Origin of the sequence: Rhodococcus sp. IEGM 1370 (genome assembly GCF_033142325.1) — a bacterium.
In the GTDB taxonomy this organism is placed as follows: domain Bacteria; phylum Actinomycetota; class Actinomycetes; order Mycobacteriales; family Mycobacteriaceae; genus Rhodococcoides.
The window spans coordinates 79828-96779 of the sequence record NZ_JAWLRY010000007.1 but is presented as its reverse complement, the minus strand read 5'-3'; the positions used below and the strand labels follow the sequence as shown (position 1 = coordinate 96779).

Annotated in this window: 11 protein-coding genes and 2 tRNA genes; 8 read left to right on the top strand and 5 right to left on the bottom strand. The window is 63.4% G+C overall.

All coding sequences use genetic code 11. The features are described 5' to 3' along the window. Positions 1–13: 13 nt before the first annotated feature. Positions 14–658: a hypothetical protein gene (locus R4P47_RS12110; RefSeq protein ID WP_317784846.1), complete on the bottom strand. Its 645-nt coding sequence runs from the start codon at positions 656–658 to the stop codon at positions 14–16. A gap of 283 nt (positions 659–941) precedes the next feature. On the opposite strand from R4P47_RS12110, the gene R4P47_RS12105 reads away from it, so the two are divergent. The 7 genes from R4P47_RS12105 to R4P47_RS12075 all read left to right on the top strand — a co-directional run bounded on the left by R4P47_RS12105 (position 942) and on the right by R4P47_RS12075 (position 13329). Next, on the top strand, positions 942–4286 hold the full coding sequence (locus R4P47_RS12105) for a DUF4132 domain-containing protein (protein WP_317784845.1): 3345 nt from the start codon (positions 942–944) through the stop codon (positions 4284–4286). Continuing rightward, positions 4283–5371: an AAA family ATPase gene (locus tag R4P47_RS12100; RefSeq protein WP_317784844.1), complete on the top strand. Its 1089-nt coding sequence runs from the start codon at positions 4283–4285 to the stop codon at positions 5369–5371. Before R4P47_RS12105 ends, R4P47_RS12100 begins: the two co-directional genes overlap by 4 nt. Beyond that, positions 5368–7596, top strand: coding sequence for a DUF5682 family protein (locus R4P47_RS12095; protein ID WP_317784843.1), 2229 nt, complete (start codon positions 5368–5370; stop codon positions 7594–7596). The genes R4P47_RS12100 and R4P47_RS12095 overlap by 4 nt, the downstream gene beginning before the upstream one ends. Then, positions 7593–8750, top strand: a complete 1158-nt coding sequence (locus R4P47_RS12090; protein ID WP_317784842.1) for a VWA domain-containing protein — start codon at positions 7593–7595, stop codon at positions 8748–8750. Before R4P47_RS12095 ends, R4P47_RS12090 begins: the two co-directional genes overlap by 4 nt. Further along, positions 8747–10648 carry a hypothetical protein gene (locus R4P47_RS12085; RefSeq protein WP_317784841.1) on the top strand — a complete coding sequence of 634 codons (1902 nt, stop codon included), beginning with the start codon at positions 8747–8749 and terminating at the stop codon, positions 10646–10648. Before R4P47_RS12090 ends, R4P47_RS12085 begins: the two co-directional genes overlap by 4 nt. Before the next feature lie 348 nt (positions 10649–10996). Next, positions 10997–12313, top strand: coding sequence for a hypothetical protein (locus R4P47_RS12080; protein WP_317784840.1), 1317 nt, complete (start codon positions 10997–10999; stop codon positions 12311–12313). Next, the gene (locus tag R4P47_RS12075) at positions 12310–13329 is read left to right on the top strand and encodes a hypothetical protein (protein WP_317784839.1); all 1020 of its coding nucleotides are present in this window, start codon (positions 12310–12312) and stop codon (positions 13327–13329) included. Before R4P47_RS12080 ends, R4P47_RS12075 begins: the two co-directional genes overlap by 4 nt. 184 nt (positions 13330–13513) lie before the next feature. Here R4P47_RS12075 and R4P47_RS12070 read toward each other — a convergent pair. The 3 genes from R4P47_RS12070 to R4P47_RS12060 form a co-directional block, all read right to left on the bottom strand. Beyond that, positions 13514–13586 (bottom strand) — tRNA-Arg (locus R4P47_RS12070). 50 nt (positions 13587–13636) lie between these two features. After that, positions 13637–13726, bottom strand: a tRNA-Ser gene (locus tag R4P47_RS12065). Between the two features lie 123 nt (positions 13727–13849). Continuing rightward, the gene (locus tag R4P47_RS12060; RefSeq protein ID WP_068054886.1) at positions 13850–14614 is read right to left on the bottom strand and encodes a dienelactone hydrolase family protein; all 765 of its coding nucleotides are present in this window, start codon (positions 14612–14614) and stop codon (positions 13850–13852) included. 93 nt (positions 14615–14707) lie between these two features. On the opposite strand from R4P47_RS12060, the gene hisC reads away from it, so the two are divergent. Next, a complete protein-coding gene (gene hisC, locus R4P47_RS12055; RefSeq protein WP_317784838.1) occupies positions 14708–15760 on the top strand; it encodes a histidinol-phosphate transaminase in 1053 nt (350 codons plus the stop codon). Here hisC and R4P47_RS12050 read toward each other — a convergent pair. Then, complete coding sequence (locus R4P47_RS12050; RefSeq protein ID WP_128646485.1) at positions 15749–16795, bottom strand: alpha/beta hydrolase; 1047 nt, start codon at positions 16793–16795, stop codon at positions 15749–15751. The genes hisC and R4P47_RS12050 overlap by 12 nt on opposite strands. Positions 16796–16952 lie beyond the last annotated feature (157 nt).

Here is a 16952-nt window from a genome sequence, read left to right as displayed (position 1 = left end):
GAGTTGCAGGAATTCAGCGCTTGGATCTTTTGGCGAACACGGCCATCGCCGCGCCGACTACGAAGACGAACGCCGTCAGCATGATGTTCGACCACAGACTGAAGCGAGAGTCGAACGTGAATTGTTGCGGTACAAGGTTCTCCACGTTGTAGAGGTTCGACACCAGGCTCGCCGCGACGGCCACGACTCCCACCCCGATCACTACGCGCGACCGCAGAGCAACACCCCAGATCAACACCGCAACCGACATAGACAACAGCGGTAGCAGTCCACGAATGGTCAAGTTGCCCAGGAAGAACAGCAGTCCGCTCCACACGGCAACGACCGTGGCAACACACAATCCAACACTGACCGCGAGCCACAGACGAACGTGCAATTCGGCACCTGATCTACGTTCACGCCACGTGCAGTAGAGAGCAACTGCCCCGATGCACACCGGCAGTGCGATCAGCCAGTAGAGACCCGCTACCGGTGATGCGAGATAGGCAGATCCGCCGAACCACATCGGACTCGATACCGACTCCCCGGAACCGAGCGGCTGCCGAACGTAGAACGGCAGCGCGCCGATGAACACAGCCGCGATGAGCAACAGCGGCAGGGACAACGGCGCATCCGGCCGAGCGTGTTCGCGCGAGATTCTGCCCGGTTGATCGCTCACGTGAACTCCCTCTACGACGTCATCAAACCTTATGCCCGGTTTGTTCTGATTGTCCAGAAGCGCTGCATCGACTACACGGCGCAGAAACCGTGCATGTTCAAGACCAAGAGCGCTTCGGGATGACAACAGCGAAAGCAATACGAGCGAGAAGTCGGATCGTGGCATCCACGAGTTGAACGACAGCGACAGACCCAGCAGTCTGAAACAGACTGCCGCAGATAGTTCGGACCGCTATCATCCTCCAGACAACAGAGCGCCATATTTGCGAGTACCAAGGAGCTGCGTGGACGAGAGCACAAACGAATCAGCGTTCGCTCCGCATGCGACTTGGCTCCCGATGAAGTATCCGCGCCACGGCGGGTTCAGGACGCACGTCGAGCCCGTATCGCCCGATGCCGGTACCGTGCTTCGCGAGGCCGTCGAAACCAACGACGAGTACGTTCGCTGGACCACAAGGTATTTGGACGCCGATCCGGACCCGTCGCCACTTGCGCTGGCGGCTCGGGACTACCGAGCTGGGACGCACACCCCGGTCGGTGCGGCCGTCCTCGCATTTCTCCTCGGACGCTTCTTGAACCATCACGAAGTTCCGCACACGGTGTTCGTCGACGGCTGGGTCGCTCGTCACGGTCTTGTCTTCGCCACCGAAGCATTAATGGAGTATTCCGACACGAAGTTCGTCTACGTCACGGTTCCGGTCTCCGAGCTCCCGCCCGACACGATGATCATGGTGTCGCGAATCGGCCACACCGACGATTCGGTGCCCGTCGAGCTACCTCGCTACGTTCAGCAGGAACGACTCGCGCAGTCGGATTCAACCGACGAGCAGATCCGATACTCGGCTCGGGAGGAAGTGCTCGATCGCATGCGAGGACTCCTCGCGGTCGCCTCCGACCAGGAATACGCAGCGGCCCGCGATGCGGTCGCACCGCTCCGAACCAACACTGTCCGACAACTGACAGCGTCGTACCTCTTTCCGACCGAAAAGGACTGGTCCCGACAACTCATTTCGGGTGCCGACGCGCCCCATTACCACTGGATCTCACAGTTGATCACTTCGTCGAACTCCGCGGCGGAGCTGAAACGGATCGCAGCGCCCTACGGGCAAGAGTCGTGGATTCGCGACGACGCGACGGTTGCTGCCGTCGTCGAGGGAGTCGGTACCGAACTCACACCGATGCTCACAGAGTTGCTCGACGCTCCCGAACGGTATCGGTACGTTCAGGACGACGCGATTCCGATGCGACTGCTCCAGGCCTTGTCCGCGATCCCCAGCGACGACGCATTCTCGGCTCTCGCCGCACGAAGCAGCATGAAGGGCGCACTACCTGCTGTGGTGCACGCCATGCGGCACTATCCGCGTCGCGCAATGCGGCTTCTCGCCGGCCAGAATTCATCGCTGTTCGATCGTCATGTCCGCCAGAATCCAGAGCTCGCTATCGAAATGGCACCGACGCTGCCGGAGACAGAGCAGCGGCAAATCACCGAACTGACAGCTGAAGTCCCTGAGGCGACCGACCTGCCCGAGATACTCGTGAACCCGCCGTGGACGCGCAAGCACAAAGCAAACCCTCCGAACGTGTTTCCCGGCATCGCGACACCGGACATTCGAAAGATCGAGTGGCTCCCCGGCGAGCGCGAGGAACTTCAGAACTCCCGCCGCGAGTACTACACCTGGGAAACATTCAAGAGAAGCTACGTCCCCGACACGAACCCGGCGACGGTCCGCGACTTCGTTGCCCAGTACATCTTCGTCCTCGCGCCCGACGATGTGGCCCGCCCGCTTCTGACCGACTGGCCCGGCACAACACTCAAAGAACCGTTGCGGGTTGTGGCGCGCTTCGAACTCGACGCCCTGCCGATGATGTTGCGTTTCGCCCGCGCACACCCGGGCGCAGCTGCCCCGTACCTCATGCCCTACGTCGATATCGACGTTGCGCGCCTTCAGGCGACCGCGTTCGCGACCCGGAAGAATCTTCGGAAACCCGCTCTGGCGTGGCTCGTTCGACACGCTGACGACGCAGCCGCTCTGCTCGTTCCCGACGCTCTGGGCAAGCCAGGTAAACAGCGAGATCACGCGACGACCGCCCTGCGTGCCCTGGCACGAGCGACGTCGCGCGAGACCGTCCTAGGTGCAACCACGAAGTACGGACAGGACGAGGTCGACGCGATTGCCGCGATTGTGGATCTCGATCCTCTGGAAGTACTCCCCAAACGCATTCCCAAGATTCCCGAATGGGTGGACACGCCTACTCTTCCAACGGTGTTGACTGCAGATCGATCAGCGAAGCTTCCGGTTTCGGCGATGAACCACATGCTGACCATGTGCGCAATCAGCACCGTGGACGCCCCGTACGCGGGACTCGACCTCGCCGCGGCCCACTGCGACCGCAGGTCTCTGGGCACCGCCGTATGGGCCGTATTCGAGCGGTGGTGGGGCAACGGCGCACCGTCCAAGGAGAACTGGTCGATCCTGGCATTGGGATGGCTGGGCGACGACACCGCCGTAACACGACTGGCACCCCTCATCCGCCAGTGGCCCGGCGAAAACGGAACCGCTCGTGCGCAACTCGGTCTCGACGCCTTGGCCGCGCACGGATCGACGCGCGCGCTCACCGAGCTCGACCACATCTCGCGCAAGATGAAGTTCAAGTCGCTCAAGAACGGAGCCAAGGAACGCGTAGCCGAACTCGCGGAGAGTCTGGGACTCGATCACGAGCAGTTGGCCGACCGCATCGTCCCGGATCTCGATCTGACACCTGAAGGAACGATGTCCCTGAGCTACGGGCCACGCTCGTTCACAGTCGGATTCACCGAGGCCTTGGTTCCATTCGTACTCGACGAAAACGGCAAGAAGACTGCCGGACTTCCGAAGTCGACAACACGAGACGACCCAATAGCTGCCGAGGACGCGAAAAAGCGGTTCGCGAACTTGAAGAGTGAGGTCAAAAGTGTTGCTGCAGAGCAGATAAAGCGTTTCAACAGATCGATGGTGACCGGACGACGCTGGACGAACGATGAGTTCACTCGGTTCGTGCTCGGCAATCCCCTGCTCATTCACATCGCCCGCCGCCTGCTGTGGGGGGAGTTCGGCACCGGCCCGCACCCGACGACCGTGTTCCGGATCTCGGAAGACAACAGTCCAGCTGACGTCGACGACAACGCCGTCACCCTCGGCGACGGCACCATCGGTCTCGTCCACCCGGCACACATTCCCGACACCGTCGGAGCATGGTCCGACGTGTTCGCCGATTACGAGATCCTGCAGCCATTTCCGCAACTCGGGCGTCCAGTCCACGACCCGCTTCCCGGCGATGTCGACGGTAGCGGCCTGGCTCGATTCACCGGCGTCACCGCAACCCCGAGTCAGGCGCTGCGATTGACCTACCGCGGCTGGGAGCCGGTGTGGGAGAACCCGGCTTCATGGGGGCAAGGCCTGTTGTACCGATTGAGCGACGACGTCTCCGTACTACTGGGACTCGAACCAGGTATGGGGACCGGGGATCCCTACAACGGATACCCCGACCAGAAGCTCGTGTCCGTCGACCTCCGAGGCGGAACGCTCGGCGACGTCGATCGCGCAACGGTATCGGAGCTCATCGCCGATCTGGCCGGATTCGCCTCGTGACCACACGCGTGCAGCGCCCTCCCGCCGAGGAGCGCTACGCCGACGAACTGGCACGTCTGGCCGAGAGCCATTCCGGACCACGTCCTCCCGGATGGCGGCTGACAATGACCGCGGCACGCGCATTCGTGATGGGAGATGCCTCGCTCGATGTGGTCGCGAAATACGTCGGCAACCCCTCTCTCGTCGAGAGGTCACTGGTCACTCTCGCCACCACGCGCGGGTTGATGCTCGTCGGTGAGCCCGGAACAGCGAAATCTTTACTGTCCGAATTGATCGCCGCCGCCGTGAGCGGAGACTCGACGCTGACGATTCAGGGTGGCGCAGCCACAACAGAAGACCAGATTCGGTACTCGTGGAACTATGCACTGCTCGTCGCCGAGGGCCCGTCGGCTCGATCGTTGGTGCCGGCTCCGATGCTGCGCGGTATGTCGGAGGGACGAATCGTTCGGTTCGAGGAGTTGACCCGATGTCCGTTGGAAGTTCAGGACACGTTGCTCTCCCTTCTGTCCGAGCGAGTCCTCGCAGTGCCCGAACTCGGCGGCACCGACGCGATGGTCTTCGCCCGGGAAGGGTTCAACGTCATCGCGACGGCGAACACCAGGGACCGGGGTGTCAACGAAATGAGCGCAGCGCTCAGGCGCCGATTCAACTTCGAGACAGTGCACCCCATCGCTGATTTCGAGACCGAGCGGGCGCTGGTGCGCGCGGAATCGTCGGCGCTGCTGCGGGCTTCGGGCGTCACAGTCGAGCAAGATCCCGCGGTGACCGACATTCTGGTGACGTTGTTCCGGGAGCTCAGAACAGGCTTCACCGAGGGAGGCGCTCCGGTCGAGCGATTGTCGTCGGTGATGAGCACTGCGGAAGCAGTGTCCCTGGCACACGCGACCGGCGTACGAGGGTGGTATCTCCGGGGCGACAGCGGAACGATCGGTGATCTGGCGGAGTCACTCGCTGGAACTGCGACCAAGGACAACAGCGAGGACGCAGCACGCCTTCGCCGATACATCGAGCAGCGGACCTCACACAGAGCAGAGAGCGGGTGGCAGGAACTTCGCAGAGCGCACGCGCGCCTGGTCGGACCGTGAACATCCCTTCGGGCGCTCAGAAACCCCTGGTGGTCATCGGTATACGACACAACAGCCCGGTGTGCGCACGAGTCGTGGCCGACACCATCGCCCAGCTCGAGCCGAGTCATGTTCTGATCGAAGGTCCGGTCGATTTCAACGGCCGGCTCGACGAGCTGCTCCTCGACCACACGCTGCCGATAGCCCTGTTCTCGCACGTGAGGCGAGAACACCGGTCACGTGTGACCTGGACGCCCTTCACCGAGTGGTCCCCGGAATGGGTCGCACTTCGCAGCGCGTCGAAGATGGGTGCAAGACCCTCTTTCATCGACCTACCGACCTGGCACCCCGAATTCGACGACACCTCTCCGCCGCACGGGCCGGCTGTGTCGTCGATGCTCGCGCGACTGGCCGTCGACACGGAAGATGCACTGTGGGAGAGCGTGATCGAATCGCGCTCAACCGAGCTGACCACAGATGCGATGACCGACCTGCTCAACGAGTACTTCGACGCAGTCCGAGCCGACGACCTCACGGTGTCCGAGCGCGAACGGTACATGGCCTCGTGGATACACACGGTCCGAGACAGTCCGTCACGGGGAGCCGTCGTTGTCGTGTGCGGCGGATTGCACCGTCCTGCGATCATGGCGGAATTGGTCCGAACCTCGTTGTCCGACAGCTTCACCCGGCCTTCTGTTCCGACGCCTGACCCCGAACTCGACGTCGGCAGCTACCTCGTGCCGTACTCCTACGAACGAATGTCGACGGTGTATCCGTGGTGGTGCGAGTCCGCATGGCGCGATCCGGTTACGGTCGCCGACACAGCGATCGCCGCCATCGTCCGCAACGTTCGATCTCACGGACACCCGGCGTCGACCGTCGATTTCATCGGTCTGAGACAGCAGATGTACGGTTTGGCGAGTCTGCGTGGACATGCGGTCCCCACCCGAACCGACGTGCTGGACGCTGCAGCCTCGACGCTGATCGACGAAGCGCTACCGACTCGATTGCCGTGGACCACGAATGCCGATTGCGCTCGGGGACAAAAGCATCCAGTGATCGAATTGTGCCTCGCTACCCTGCGGGGAACTCGACGTGGTTCTCTGCACCCAGCTTCACCGGTTCCCGGACTCGTTCATCATGTCGTGAATCTCCTCGACGCAGAATCACTCGCATTCGGAACGACGATCGTCCTCGACCTCATCGACCCGGCGGCCAGGACCCGAAGCCGGATACTGCATCAGCTTCGGGTGCTGGCGGTGCCGGGCTTCGAGCGCGATTCGGGGCCGGAGAGCGGGGTCGATCCGGTCTCGGTCGAGCAGTGGACGCTGGTCGACTCCCCTGGCCGCATACCGGCACTCATCGAGGCTGCAGCCCAGGGTCACACCCTCTCGAATGCCGCGGGTGTCGCACTCGACGCCGCGTTGGCGAATTGCGGTTCCGACATTCCCGCGGTCACCCGAATACTGTTCGACGCCATCCTCTGCGGGCTCGATACTCAATCGCGGCGCACTGGCCGCGCCGCTGTCTCGGCGATCGAGAGTGCATTCGAGCTCGGTGACGTCGGCCTGCTGCTTCGAGCATCGCTCGATCTGTGGCGTCACGATTCTTTGTTCGGAAGCCGCGGATCGACTGCGCTTGCCGCTGTGGTCGATTCGGCGTCGGCGCGCACCACCGTTCTGGCAGGGCGTCTCCGCGCATCCCCTGCAGGGGCAGACCTTTCGCGCATTGCAGCTGTGGCTGCGCTGTCCGATGCGATGCGTCACGCACCCGAGGTACTGTCAGCCGATCCGAGCCGAGAGCTGGCCGCCACAGCGCGCGATCCCGGTGGTGCAGTCGATGTTCGTGGTGCTGCCCTCGGTGCAATCTGGGACACCACGACGTCGTCGGATGCCCTTTCCGTGGTCTCATCCGTCCGGCCGGAACAACTGGGAGACTGGCTGTCCGGGCTGTTCGGGGTGGCACGCGAGCAGTTCTCGGACAGCGAATCGAGTGATCGCGTCCTCGATGTCGTCGACGATGTCGTCAGCAGCTCCACCGAGCACGATTTCCTGCTGGCGCTGCCGGCGCTTCGACAAGCATTCGAGTTCTTTCCACCACGCGAACGTGCATCCATTGCGCGCCGAGTGGGCACCGCCCCGGCTCCCGGTGAGTCCGAGCTCGGCGGGCCGGAACTGTCGGTCGATGACGGGCGACGTCTGGACGCCCGCGTGGATGTTGCTCTGTCGCGGGTGGGCCTTCAATGAACCGCGAACGGTGGCGGCTCGTGCTCGGAGATGCATCCGCGGGTGCCCTCGGGGAACTCGACGGCGCTGCCGCGGAACAGAACGCTGCGTTGGAGTGGCTGTATCACCGCGATCCGTCGCGACGCGCGCACGGTATTCGCGAAGGCCAGTCCTCCGCGGTACCGCCTCGATCGCGTCCCGAGGTCACGGTGCGACGCGAGACAGGCAAGGGCAGTTCCCCGGTCACGGCAGTGGACTGGCTCGATGACATCCACCGACTCTTCCCCAAGGAGACGGTTCAACGTCTGGAACGGGACGCCGTGGAGAGGTACGAAATCACCGAGGTGATCACCGACCCGGTCGCGCTCGCGCGGATCGAGCCCAGCGCGAGCCTGCTTCGCGCGGTGCTTCGGACCAAGCACCTCATGGAACCACATGTACTCGAGCTGGCGAAGAACGCTGTCGACAAGGTCGTGCGGGCGCTCATCGAAAAGCTCTCCGTCGATGTGCGACAGTCCTTTCACGGCACCCGGAGTCGCCGCCGAACCGTTCACCGAACGGCCAGCAATTTCGACTTCGCCGCAACGGTGCGTGCCAATCTGAAGCACTGGTCCTCGGAAACCGAACGGATCACGATCCAGAGACCTCTGTTCACGTTTCGAACTCGTCGGCACCTGGACGTGTGGACGTTGATCCTTTTGGTCGATCAGTCCGGGTCGATGGTGGACTCGGTCATCCATTCCGCTGTCACAGCAGCTTGTTTCTGGAACATCCCGGGGCTGAGGACACACCTGGTTGCCTATGACACCGAAGTCGTCGACCTGACGTCGGAGGTACTGGACCCGGTGGAGCTCCTGATGGGCGTACAGCTCGGAGGTGGGACCGATGGCACTCGCGCTGTCGACTACGCGGCACAGCTGATCGACACACCCCGACGCACGATCGTCGCCGTGATCTCGGACCTCTACGAAGGAGGCAACGCGGACAGATTCGTTCGGTCCATCACCCGGCTGACCGACGACGGAGTTCGTGTACTGGCTCTTGCCGCACTCGACGAGTCCGGTGAACCGAATTACGACCGTGAAATCGGCCGCCGACTGAGCCGCGCAGGTGTGCACGTCGGAGCGATGACACCGGCGGGTCTCGCCGAGTTCGTAGCCGAATGCATCCGATGACGGCAAGACCCGACCTGGCTGCACTGACCGACGACGCACTCGCCGCAGTCGCCAACCGAGGGCTCCTCAAGAGAGCGCTTCGCATGCAGTCGACCGAACCTCCCACACTGTCGGTTTCCGAAGACGCCGTCGTCGCTCACTACGCCGACGGCGTCGAGACCATTCTTCTCGCCGAGAGTGCGTTCACCGACGCCTCGTGTACGTGCGAAGCGACCGGGATCTGCCGCCACCTTGTAGGGCTGGTCGTGGCGTATCGACTTCTGCATCCAGCGGCTCCGAGCACAACCTGGTCGCCAGCTGAATTCGACGACGGGGCACTGATCGCACACCTCGGCGCGTCGGCACTCCGGCGAGCCGAGAAAATCCGCCGCACAGGGTATTCGGCAACAGTGCACCGTTCCCGAGGCGACGACCCTTCGGTACGGGTCGAATTACCGCACAGCACAGTACGGTTCCTCGTGCCCCACGAGCTCACGCTCGCACGGTCGTCCGCTTCCGATGAGGCCACCCCAGAGTCCATCGCCCTCGCAGTCTGGGCCGTACGCGAGGCCGACGCACGCCACAACGACACCGTCCACGTGGGCGGAAGCGTGATGCCGGAGAGCACCACCGCGGGCGCAGCGTTGTTGCTCGCACGAACAGTTCTCGTCGACGGTGTCGCTCATCTGACCGAAGTACAGTACGTCGCCCTGCGGCGGACGGTGCGCTCGATACAGGCGGGAACTGCTGTGTGGCTGGCCGATGCGTGCGCGGAACTGCTCGATCAAGTCGAGGCCTACCGCTCCCGACATGCCGGACACAGCCGCATCCGCGCCGCGACCGTCATCGCGGAAATCGATGCGCGAGTACGTGTCGGACGATCTCAGGATTCGTCGATCGCAGCAACAGCTTTGGGCACAAATACTCCGAGCGAAACCCCACTTCGTAAAACCCGACTCATCGCACTCGGCACCCACGTGACCGGAACGGGACCGAACATACGCGCGGATCTGTACTTCGCGGAACCTGATTCGGACACCGTCCATCTCTTGCAAACCGAATGGACCGAACCGAGCGGAGAGATACCGACGGGCCACGCACTCTCGAAGCGACGTGTTGCCGGAACCACCATCGAAGCACTGGCATCGTCCACTGTGGTCACCGAATCTGCTGTGCGGCAGGCCAACCACCGAATCAGGCTCGGTCGCAGAGGGATCGGCCGCACAGCGATCATGCCCCTGAGCACCGACACATGGACCAAGTCTCTGACGGTGGTCAACGACTACGGTGCCGAGCACACGCGGCTGGCCGGACGCACGCCGTCGGTCGTGAGCGAGCGGATCCTGACCAGAGGGGTCGGTGTAGTCCATGTCGAATCCGTTCTTTCCAAGGAATATTCCTCAGCAAGCCAGCAACTGACGATTCGAGTACGTGACGAACGACAAACCGCGGCAGAGGTAGTCGTCGACTATCGGTCGTACGCGCCGCGCGCAATGGACGCCGTCGACTCCTGCCTGTCGACCGGTCCGGCCGCCGTCGCAGGGCGACTGAGCATTCGAAACGGCCTGTTGCAGATAAGCCCCTTTGCCATCGCCGGTGTGGGTGGCGTGGTCGTACCGGATCTCGAAGCGCCGGACACCGCAACCTCCACACTTCCCACCCGCACCGACCTGCTGCAGAATGCACCGAACACTGCACTGGAGCTGCTCGCCGACCTTGCGCACAAGGGTTTACGCCACGCATCGGCAACAGACACGACGTACCTTCGACGTTCCGCTGTACAACTCGCCGGTTCAGGCATGACCACCACGGCGTCAGCACTCACTCGCGTCGCGGACTCCGTCTCGGGGGACATCGGTGATCTCTTGGACGCGTGGCTCCACGCCCTGCTCAGGCTCGCGGTCGCGCAGGAATGTTGACCCCGCAACAGGATCGGCACGATTCCACCACTCGGTACACGAAAGCGCTACGCCTCGATCGACGCCGTTGAGACAGTGCGTTGCCGTCGATGGCAGATCTGGTTCAGAACGCGATAACCGAGGCACGGCGTGGCCGTGGGGCGGGGTCATGAGCGCTAGGCTCGTCGTCGAATCCTCTGATCACGAAAGACGCTTCAAAGCAACGCTTTTGGAACTATACGAGCGTCTCATGGTTCTACTTCGCAATCCACGCCACAGAAGGCCGGGCCGAGTTGCGCCATGCGCATTCGGACCACTCAGTCGAACGAGGTGGGGTACTGTCGCCGTCATGACACTGCAGAAAGGCGCATGAGCGCCCCGTCGTCCGAGCGCAGATTCTTGCGCCCACGGTACATTCTTTCCGCTGCCGACCGGCTGTGGGTGATCGATGAAACCCAGCCTGTTGCAGTACTTCTCGATCCGGGATCCGGACAGATCGACCGGATTGTGTCGTGGCCGGAGATACCATCACCGTCGCCCACGCTCACCGTTGCATCCCACGGAGATCATGTCTGGCTCCAATACAGCGGAACGGATGTTCTGGCCTGTGTCACTGCGGATGGGGTACATCACGCCGAGTACCTCGAGGGCACGCACCTGCTGACGGCTGGACCGTCGGGCGCATGGTGTTTTCGACCCACCCGGATGCGTGACGACGTCGCCCGTACCGCGGCCGCGCCTCCGCTGCTCCGACCGCAACCTGGTCCGCCTCTTATCCTGGCCCACACAGGCGGAGGCACGTCGCCGATCGGTGTCGCCGGGGTTCTCGTCACAGCGGACTTCGATGAATATTCGGTCCATCTCGGCGTCGAGCATGCCCCCTGGTCGCGCACCTATCGCGACAACCCGACACCGACAGGATACGTTCTCCGACAATCCAAGTCGTGGATTCACCTACCACTGAACGCAGAGACAACCCATATCGAACTCGACGACTACCCACGGTCGAGAGCTGACGGCGTCTGGCACACCAGCGAGTACGCAGACACTACCTACAACGAGCAGCACCGCCGCAAGCGCGCGCTCGGAGACGGCATCCGATGGCACTGGGGCACGCCGAGCAAACGCAGCGGCGTTCTTCTCGTGAAGGCCTTCCGCGACGGCTCGTCTACGCCCGTACGTGAGATCGCACTGCCCGGCGTCCAAGTCTACGAGGGCACCGCACGCGGTCAGCGGCTATCGCTTCTGGTCAGATCTGCAGACAGAGGCAGTCCTGGCCGCCAGCTCGTTCGGCTGTCGATCGACACAGCGGAGCGCGAACGCGAAACAGCTATAGACGATCTCGACATCACGGCTTACTGCCGTCCCGTCGCTCCCGAGCCGCCTGATCATGCGTCGTACGTTCGGTACTGCGTTCGCCGACTCGACGGGCGGCGGTTCTCGAAGCGAATGCACGACGTGCGAGCCGAATTCATCGGAGACTGGCCGCACGGTCGACTGCACATCAGTTTCACGCACGACTACTACGAGGGGCTTACTTTGGTGGCTCGACTCAACCTGTACGACGAACAGGGACAGCGTCTCGACGACATAACTCGCTATGCCCCGACAGAATTGATGGAGCAGGCAGACACTCGCGCCTACCCTGATCGGTCGCACTCCGTCGGAGGGGTGTTGTACGTATGACGCATTGGGTCGAGGTGCTGCTGAAGATCGTCGACGGGCCGCAGCGGCCGGTCATCGGTGTCGCCGGCGCAGTTCACGCCGACATCGGGCCCGGAGTCGTCTACGACGGGCACTACGGCGTCGTTCCGTCGCATGTGGGTTTCGGGCTCGGCGAGGTTCGCCTGTTCCGTTTCGGTCGCAAGACGCGCATGGAATCACTCGACGGTAAACCGTTGTTCATTGCCGACGGCCAGACGTGTTGGGTGTTTCAGGCCGGTCATGACGATCCGATCGAAACGAACGAGCTCAACACACGGATACATGACCCTGGCCGCGATCTGATCGTGTCCCGTCCGGTCGAACACTGGGCGCGGCCGGGCCTCACCCGACCCACACGCGCCATCGAAGAGGTCGAATTCATCGGACGGCTCTGCTGGAACGTGGAGTTGACGACCGGCAGCAGGGGCTCGGCGATGATACTGACGATCGACACCGAGACCGGCACCGTGTTGAAGCAGGACTGTGAGAGGGGCCGTGCTGCGTTTGTCGACTGTGCTGTGGTGGACGAACTGCCGGACTCGACGTTCGCGTGGACCGGCCCCGTCAGAATGCCTCGAAACGTGTTCGCCGAAGACCGTGCGAGGTGGGCCGAACAATCGAAACGCAACATGCAGTGGTTCCACGACCACGTCAGCGCGGACCGCATTCAGGCACATGTCTCGGTCGATTTCACCCCGACCGAGGTGCGACGAGACCCCGCACACCCAGACGACTTCGAGGCCCGCTTCGAGAAGGGCGCCGGCCGGCTGTGGAGGCGCGCACGGTCCACCGAAGACTGGCTCCTCCCCGTGAATTGGACGGGCAGGAACTACCCGACACCTATCCGAGCATGGTCTACACAGAAGTTCGACTGGGCGTGCGCACTGGATTTGGGCCCGGACAGTTTGACCGACGCGACATTGATACAACTGCAGCACGCGCTGCATCCAGGTCACGAAGTACTCGGCACACCGCCACTGAATCCGAGACCTCGCTGACCGCAGCTGCCACAAGGCTGAGGCATGCCCGCACGGAGCCGAGCCGGGCGTGTTCGGACGGGCCGAAAGCGGTAATCAACTCGTACGCTTCGACGTCGAGTTACCCGTCAGCGTCCCTGACACATCCAGCTCATCAAAACAGGCCCTGATCCGCGAGTATTCGCAGATCAGGGCCTGTTTTTCGTGCGCCCGAAGGGATTCGAACCCCTAACCTCTTGATCCGTAGTCAAGTGCTCTATCCGTTGAGCTACGGGCGCATGTTCAGTTATTCAACTGGTCCAGCTGAACGGCAACGATCTACCGTTCGTGGCGGAGGCGAGAGGATTTGAACCTCCGGTCCCGGTGAAAGGACAAGTCATTAGCAGTGACTCCCATTCGGCCGCTCTGGCACGCCTCCTAGGCTGCCGGCCCTCTCGGACCGCCGAGGAAAGAGATTACCCACAGCGGAGGCCAGAAGGCAAAACGGCTGGTCGACGCCTGTGGTTCGCGCGTCGTTCGCGTCAAAGATGCTTGTTGCTCTTCAGCGCATGAAGCTGTCGAACCAGTCGAAGATTCTCGTCTGCGCGTCCACGAGCGCGGCCGCTGCGGGGTCGCTGTGATCGGAGCTGCCGGGTTGTTCGCGGGGATGGTCGGCTCGATGCTTCAGCCCCGAATAGCTGACGACGTTCGTGGCCACTGAGGCGCGCGTGGCGGCGTCGCGAAGGGCTTCGATGTGTTCCGGTGGGGTGTGCGGGTCGTCCTCGCCGTAGAGACCGAGCCAGGGGGCCTGCAGCTTGGGTGCGGCCTCGACCAACGCGACAGCGTCGGAGTTGAGCGGTTCGACGATGCCGGCGGCAGCAACACTGACCGCCGCCCCGACCGGACGGCTGGTGGCCACGATCAACGCTGCTGTGCCTGCGTCGTCGAACCCGATCACCCCGACACAATCGGGATAGACACCGCGCTGGACGAGCCAGTCGGAGGTGGCATCGAAGTCCGCGAAGAGGTCGTCGCCGAAGACTTCCTTGTCGTCGCCGTGGCCTCGGTGGAACAGGTTCGGCGCGACGGCGAGCCAGCCTTCAAGCGCGAGTGCGCGCAGCAGGTCGAGCAGAGACTCGGGCACTTCACGTGCCTCGTGCAGCACGACGATTCCACCGCGAGGTGGACCATCGGGTTCGACGGCCGTCAACGGCACTTTCTCGCGCGGGGGTGATTCGTGCGCGGTCGTGTCCACCACGTCGTCCGCACCGACCGTGGGCGCGGAGGCGGACCGAAGAACTGCGACGTCGCTCAATATTCCCGACATACTTATCGAAGATAGGACGATCGGTCCGGTCGTGCACAGCAATATCACGGACGCGCAGAAGTCAACCCCGAACCTGGGCGCATAATGGCAGCCGTGACCGCGCGCATCCGCCCCGACCTCGACGCCATCCCCGCCTACGTTCCCGGACGCACCTTTCCGGGTGCGATCAAACTGGCGAGCAACGAAACGACGCAGGGGCCGCTGCCGAGCGTGCGCGACGCGATCGCGGAGGCCGTCGGTGGCGTCAACCGCTACCCCGACAATCGAGCGACCGCGCTCGTCGAGTCACTGGCGAAGAAGCTCGGAGTCGCCGCGGAGAACGTGGCCGTCGGCAGTGGTTCGGTCTCGCTGTGCCAGGAGGTCGTACAGATCACCTGCGGTCCCGGCGACGAAGTGCTGTTCGCCTGGCGCTCGTTCGAGGCATATCCCATCGTCACCAGCGTCGCCGGCGCGACACCTGTGCTGGTTCCGTTGACCGCCGACCACGTGCACGACCTCGACGCGATGCTTGCGGCCATCACCGACCGCACCCGGCTGATCTTCGTCTGCAACCCGAACAACCCGACCGGAACCGTCGTTCAGCGCGACAAGCTCGAGGCGTTTCTCGATGCGGTGCCGTCGAACATTCTCGTGGTCCTCGACGAGGCCTACTTCGAGTACACCCGCTCCGACGCAGGCAACCACACCGACGGAGTGGAGCTGGCACGCGGACGACGCAATGTGATCGTGCTGCGGACGTTCTCGAAGGCCTACGGACTCGCCGGCTTGCGGGTGGGCTACGCGGTGGCCGATCCCGAGGTGATCACGGCACTGTCGAAGGTGCGGATCGCCTTCGCAGTCAGCACCGTTGCCCAGCAGGCTGCGGTGGCGTCGCTCGAGGCGTCGGCAGAGCTGCTGGCCCGCACCGATGCCCTCATCGCGGAACGGGATCGTGTGCGCGACGCGCTCGTTGCGGGCGGCTACGACGTCGGCGCATCGCAGTCCAACTTCGTCTGGCTGCCGCTGGCCGAACGCTCGGGTGAGTTCGCCGCTTCTGCAGCCGAACAGGGCGTGCTGCTGCGCGCCTACGGAAACGACGGAGTGCGGGTCACCATCGGCGACCCGCACGAGAACGACGCGTTTCTGAAGTTCGCTCTACAGACCTAGCGCGCGCTCGAGCGTCGGCCAGGATTCACGCAGGTCGTCCTGCCAGTACGGCCACTGATGGATGCCGTACGGGCGGTAGACGACTGTCGCGGGGATGTCCAGCGACCGGAGCCGAGTATCGAACACCGTTGTGCAGTAGAGCGCGGCAGCCTCGAGCGGTCCACCCATCAGGGCGCTCTCGACTCCGCTGCCACCGGGGCCTAGCTCGTACGGACCAGGTAGGCCGGTGCCGACGGACAGGTAGACGTCCTTGCCGCGGAGCGCCTCGGCATTACGCGACGGATCGTGCTCGACCCACTTGGGATCGGTGTTCTCGCCCCACATGTTGGTTGCGTTTCCGCCGTTGGTGGCGACGGTGGCGCGCACCGCGTCCTTGAAGTTGGTCTGCGAATTGTCGTAGCAACCGCTCAGGCCGGCGACGCCGGTGTAGAGGCTGGGGTGACGTGTCATCAGGTCCATCGCGGCCTGGGCACCCATCGAGACACCCGAGATCGCGTTGGTGCCGTTACCGGAGAAGCGCGCATCGATCAGCGGCGGCAACTCCGACGTCAGGAACGTCTCCCACTTGTTCACGCCCAGCACCGGGTCCGGCACGTTCCAGTCCGTGTAGTAGCTGCTCGATCCACCGACCGGGAGCACGACGTTGACCTGCTTGTCGGCGAAGAAGTCGACGATGTCGGTCTTCTGCGTCCAGGTGCTTTCCTTGTAATCGGATTCTTTGCCCGCGCTCACACCGTCGAGCATGTACAGCGTCGGACGAGACACCGCCTGCGCGGCCGGAAGAAGAACCTGAACCTGGATGGCGCGGCCCATGGCCGGCGACTCCACCCACACGGCAGCGCGGCGGTCGGTCAGCATGTCCACCCGATCGATGCGCGCCGAGGGCAATGGCTGGGACTGAGCGGCGATGCCAGGAGCCGCACCGGCGCCATCGGAACTGCCGGTATCGGGGAGCGGCTGCGCCCCGGCGAGACCCGACCCCAGCAGCGACACTGCCAGAGCAGCTCCCGCTACTGCCAACACTCGACGGTGCATCAGATTGCCCATCCTCCCCCGGCGCACCCTCACGGGGCGCAACACAAACAACATCCGTCACTCAACGTACCCACCGATATGCGCGCACGCTAAAGCTGTGGGTTCGCTCACAATAGCCGCGGATACACGGGTACAAAAGTCCGCGTGATCCTTTGTT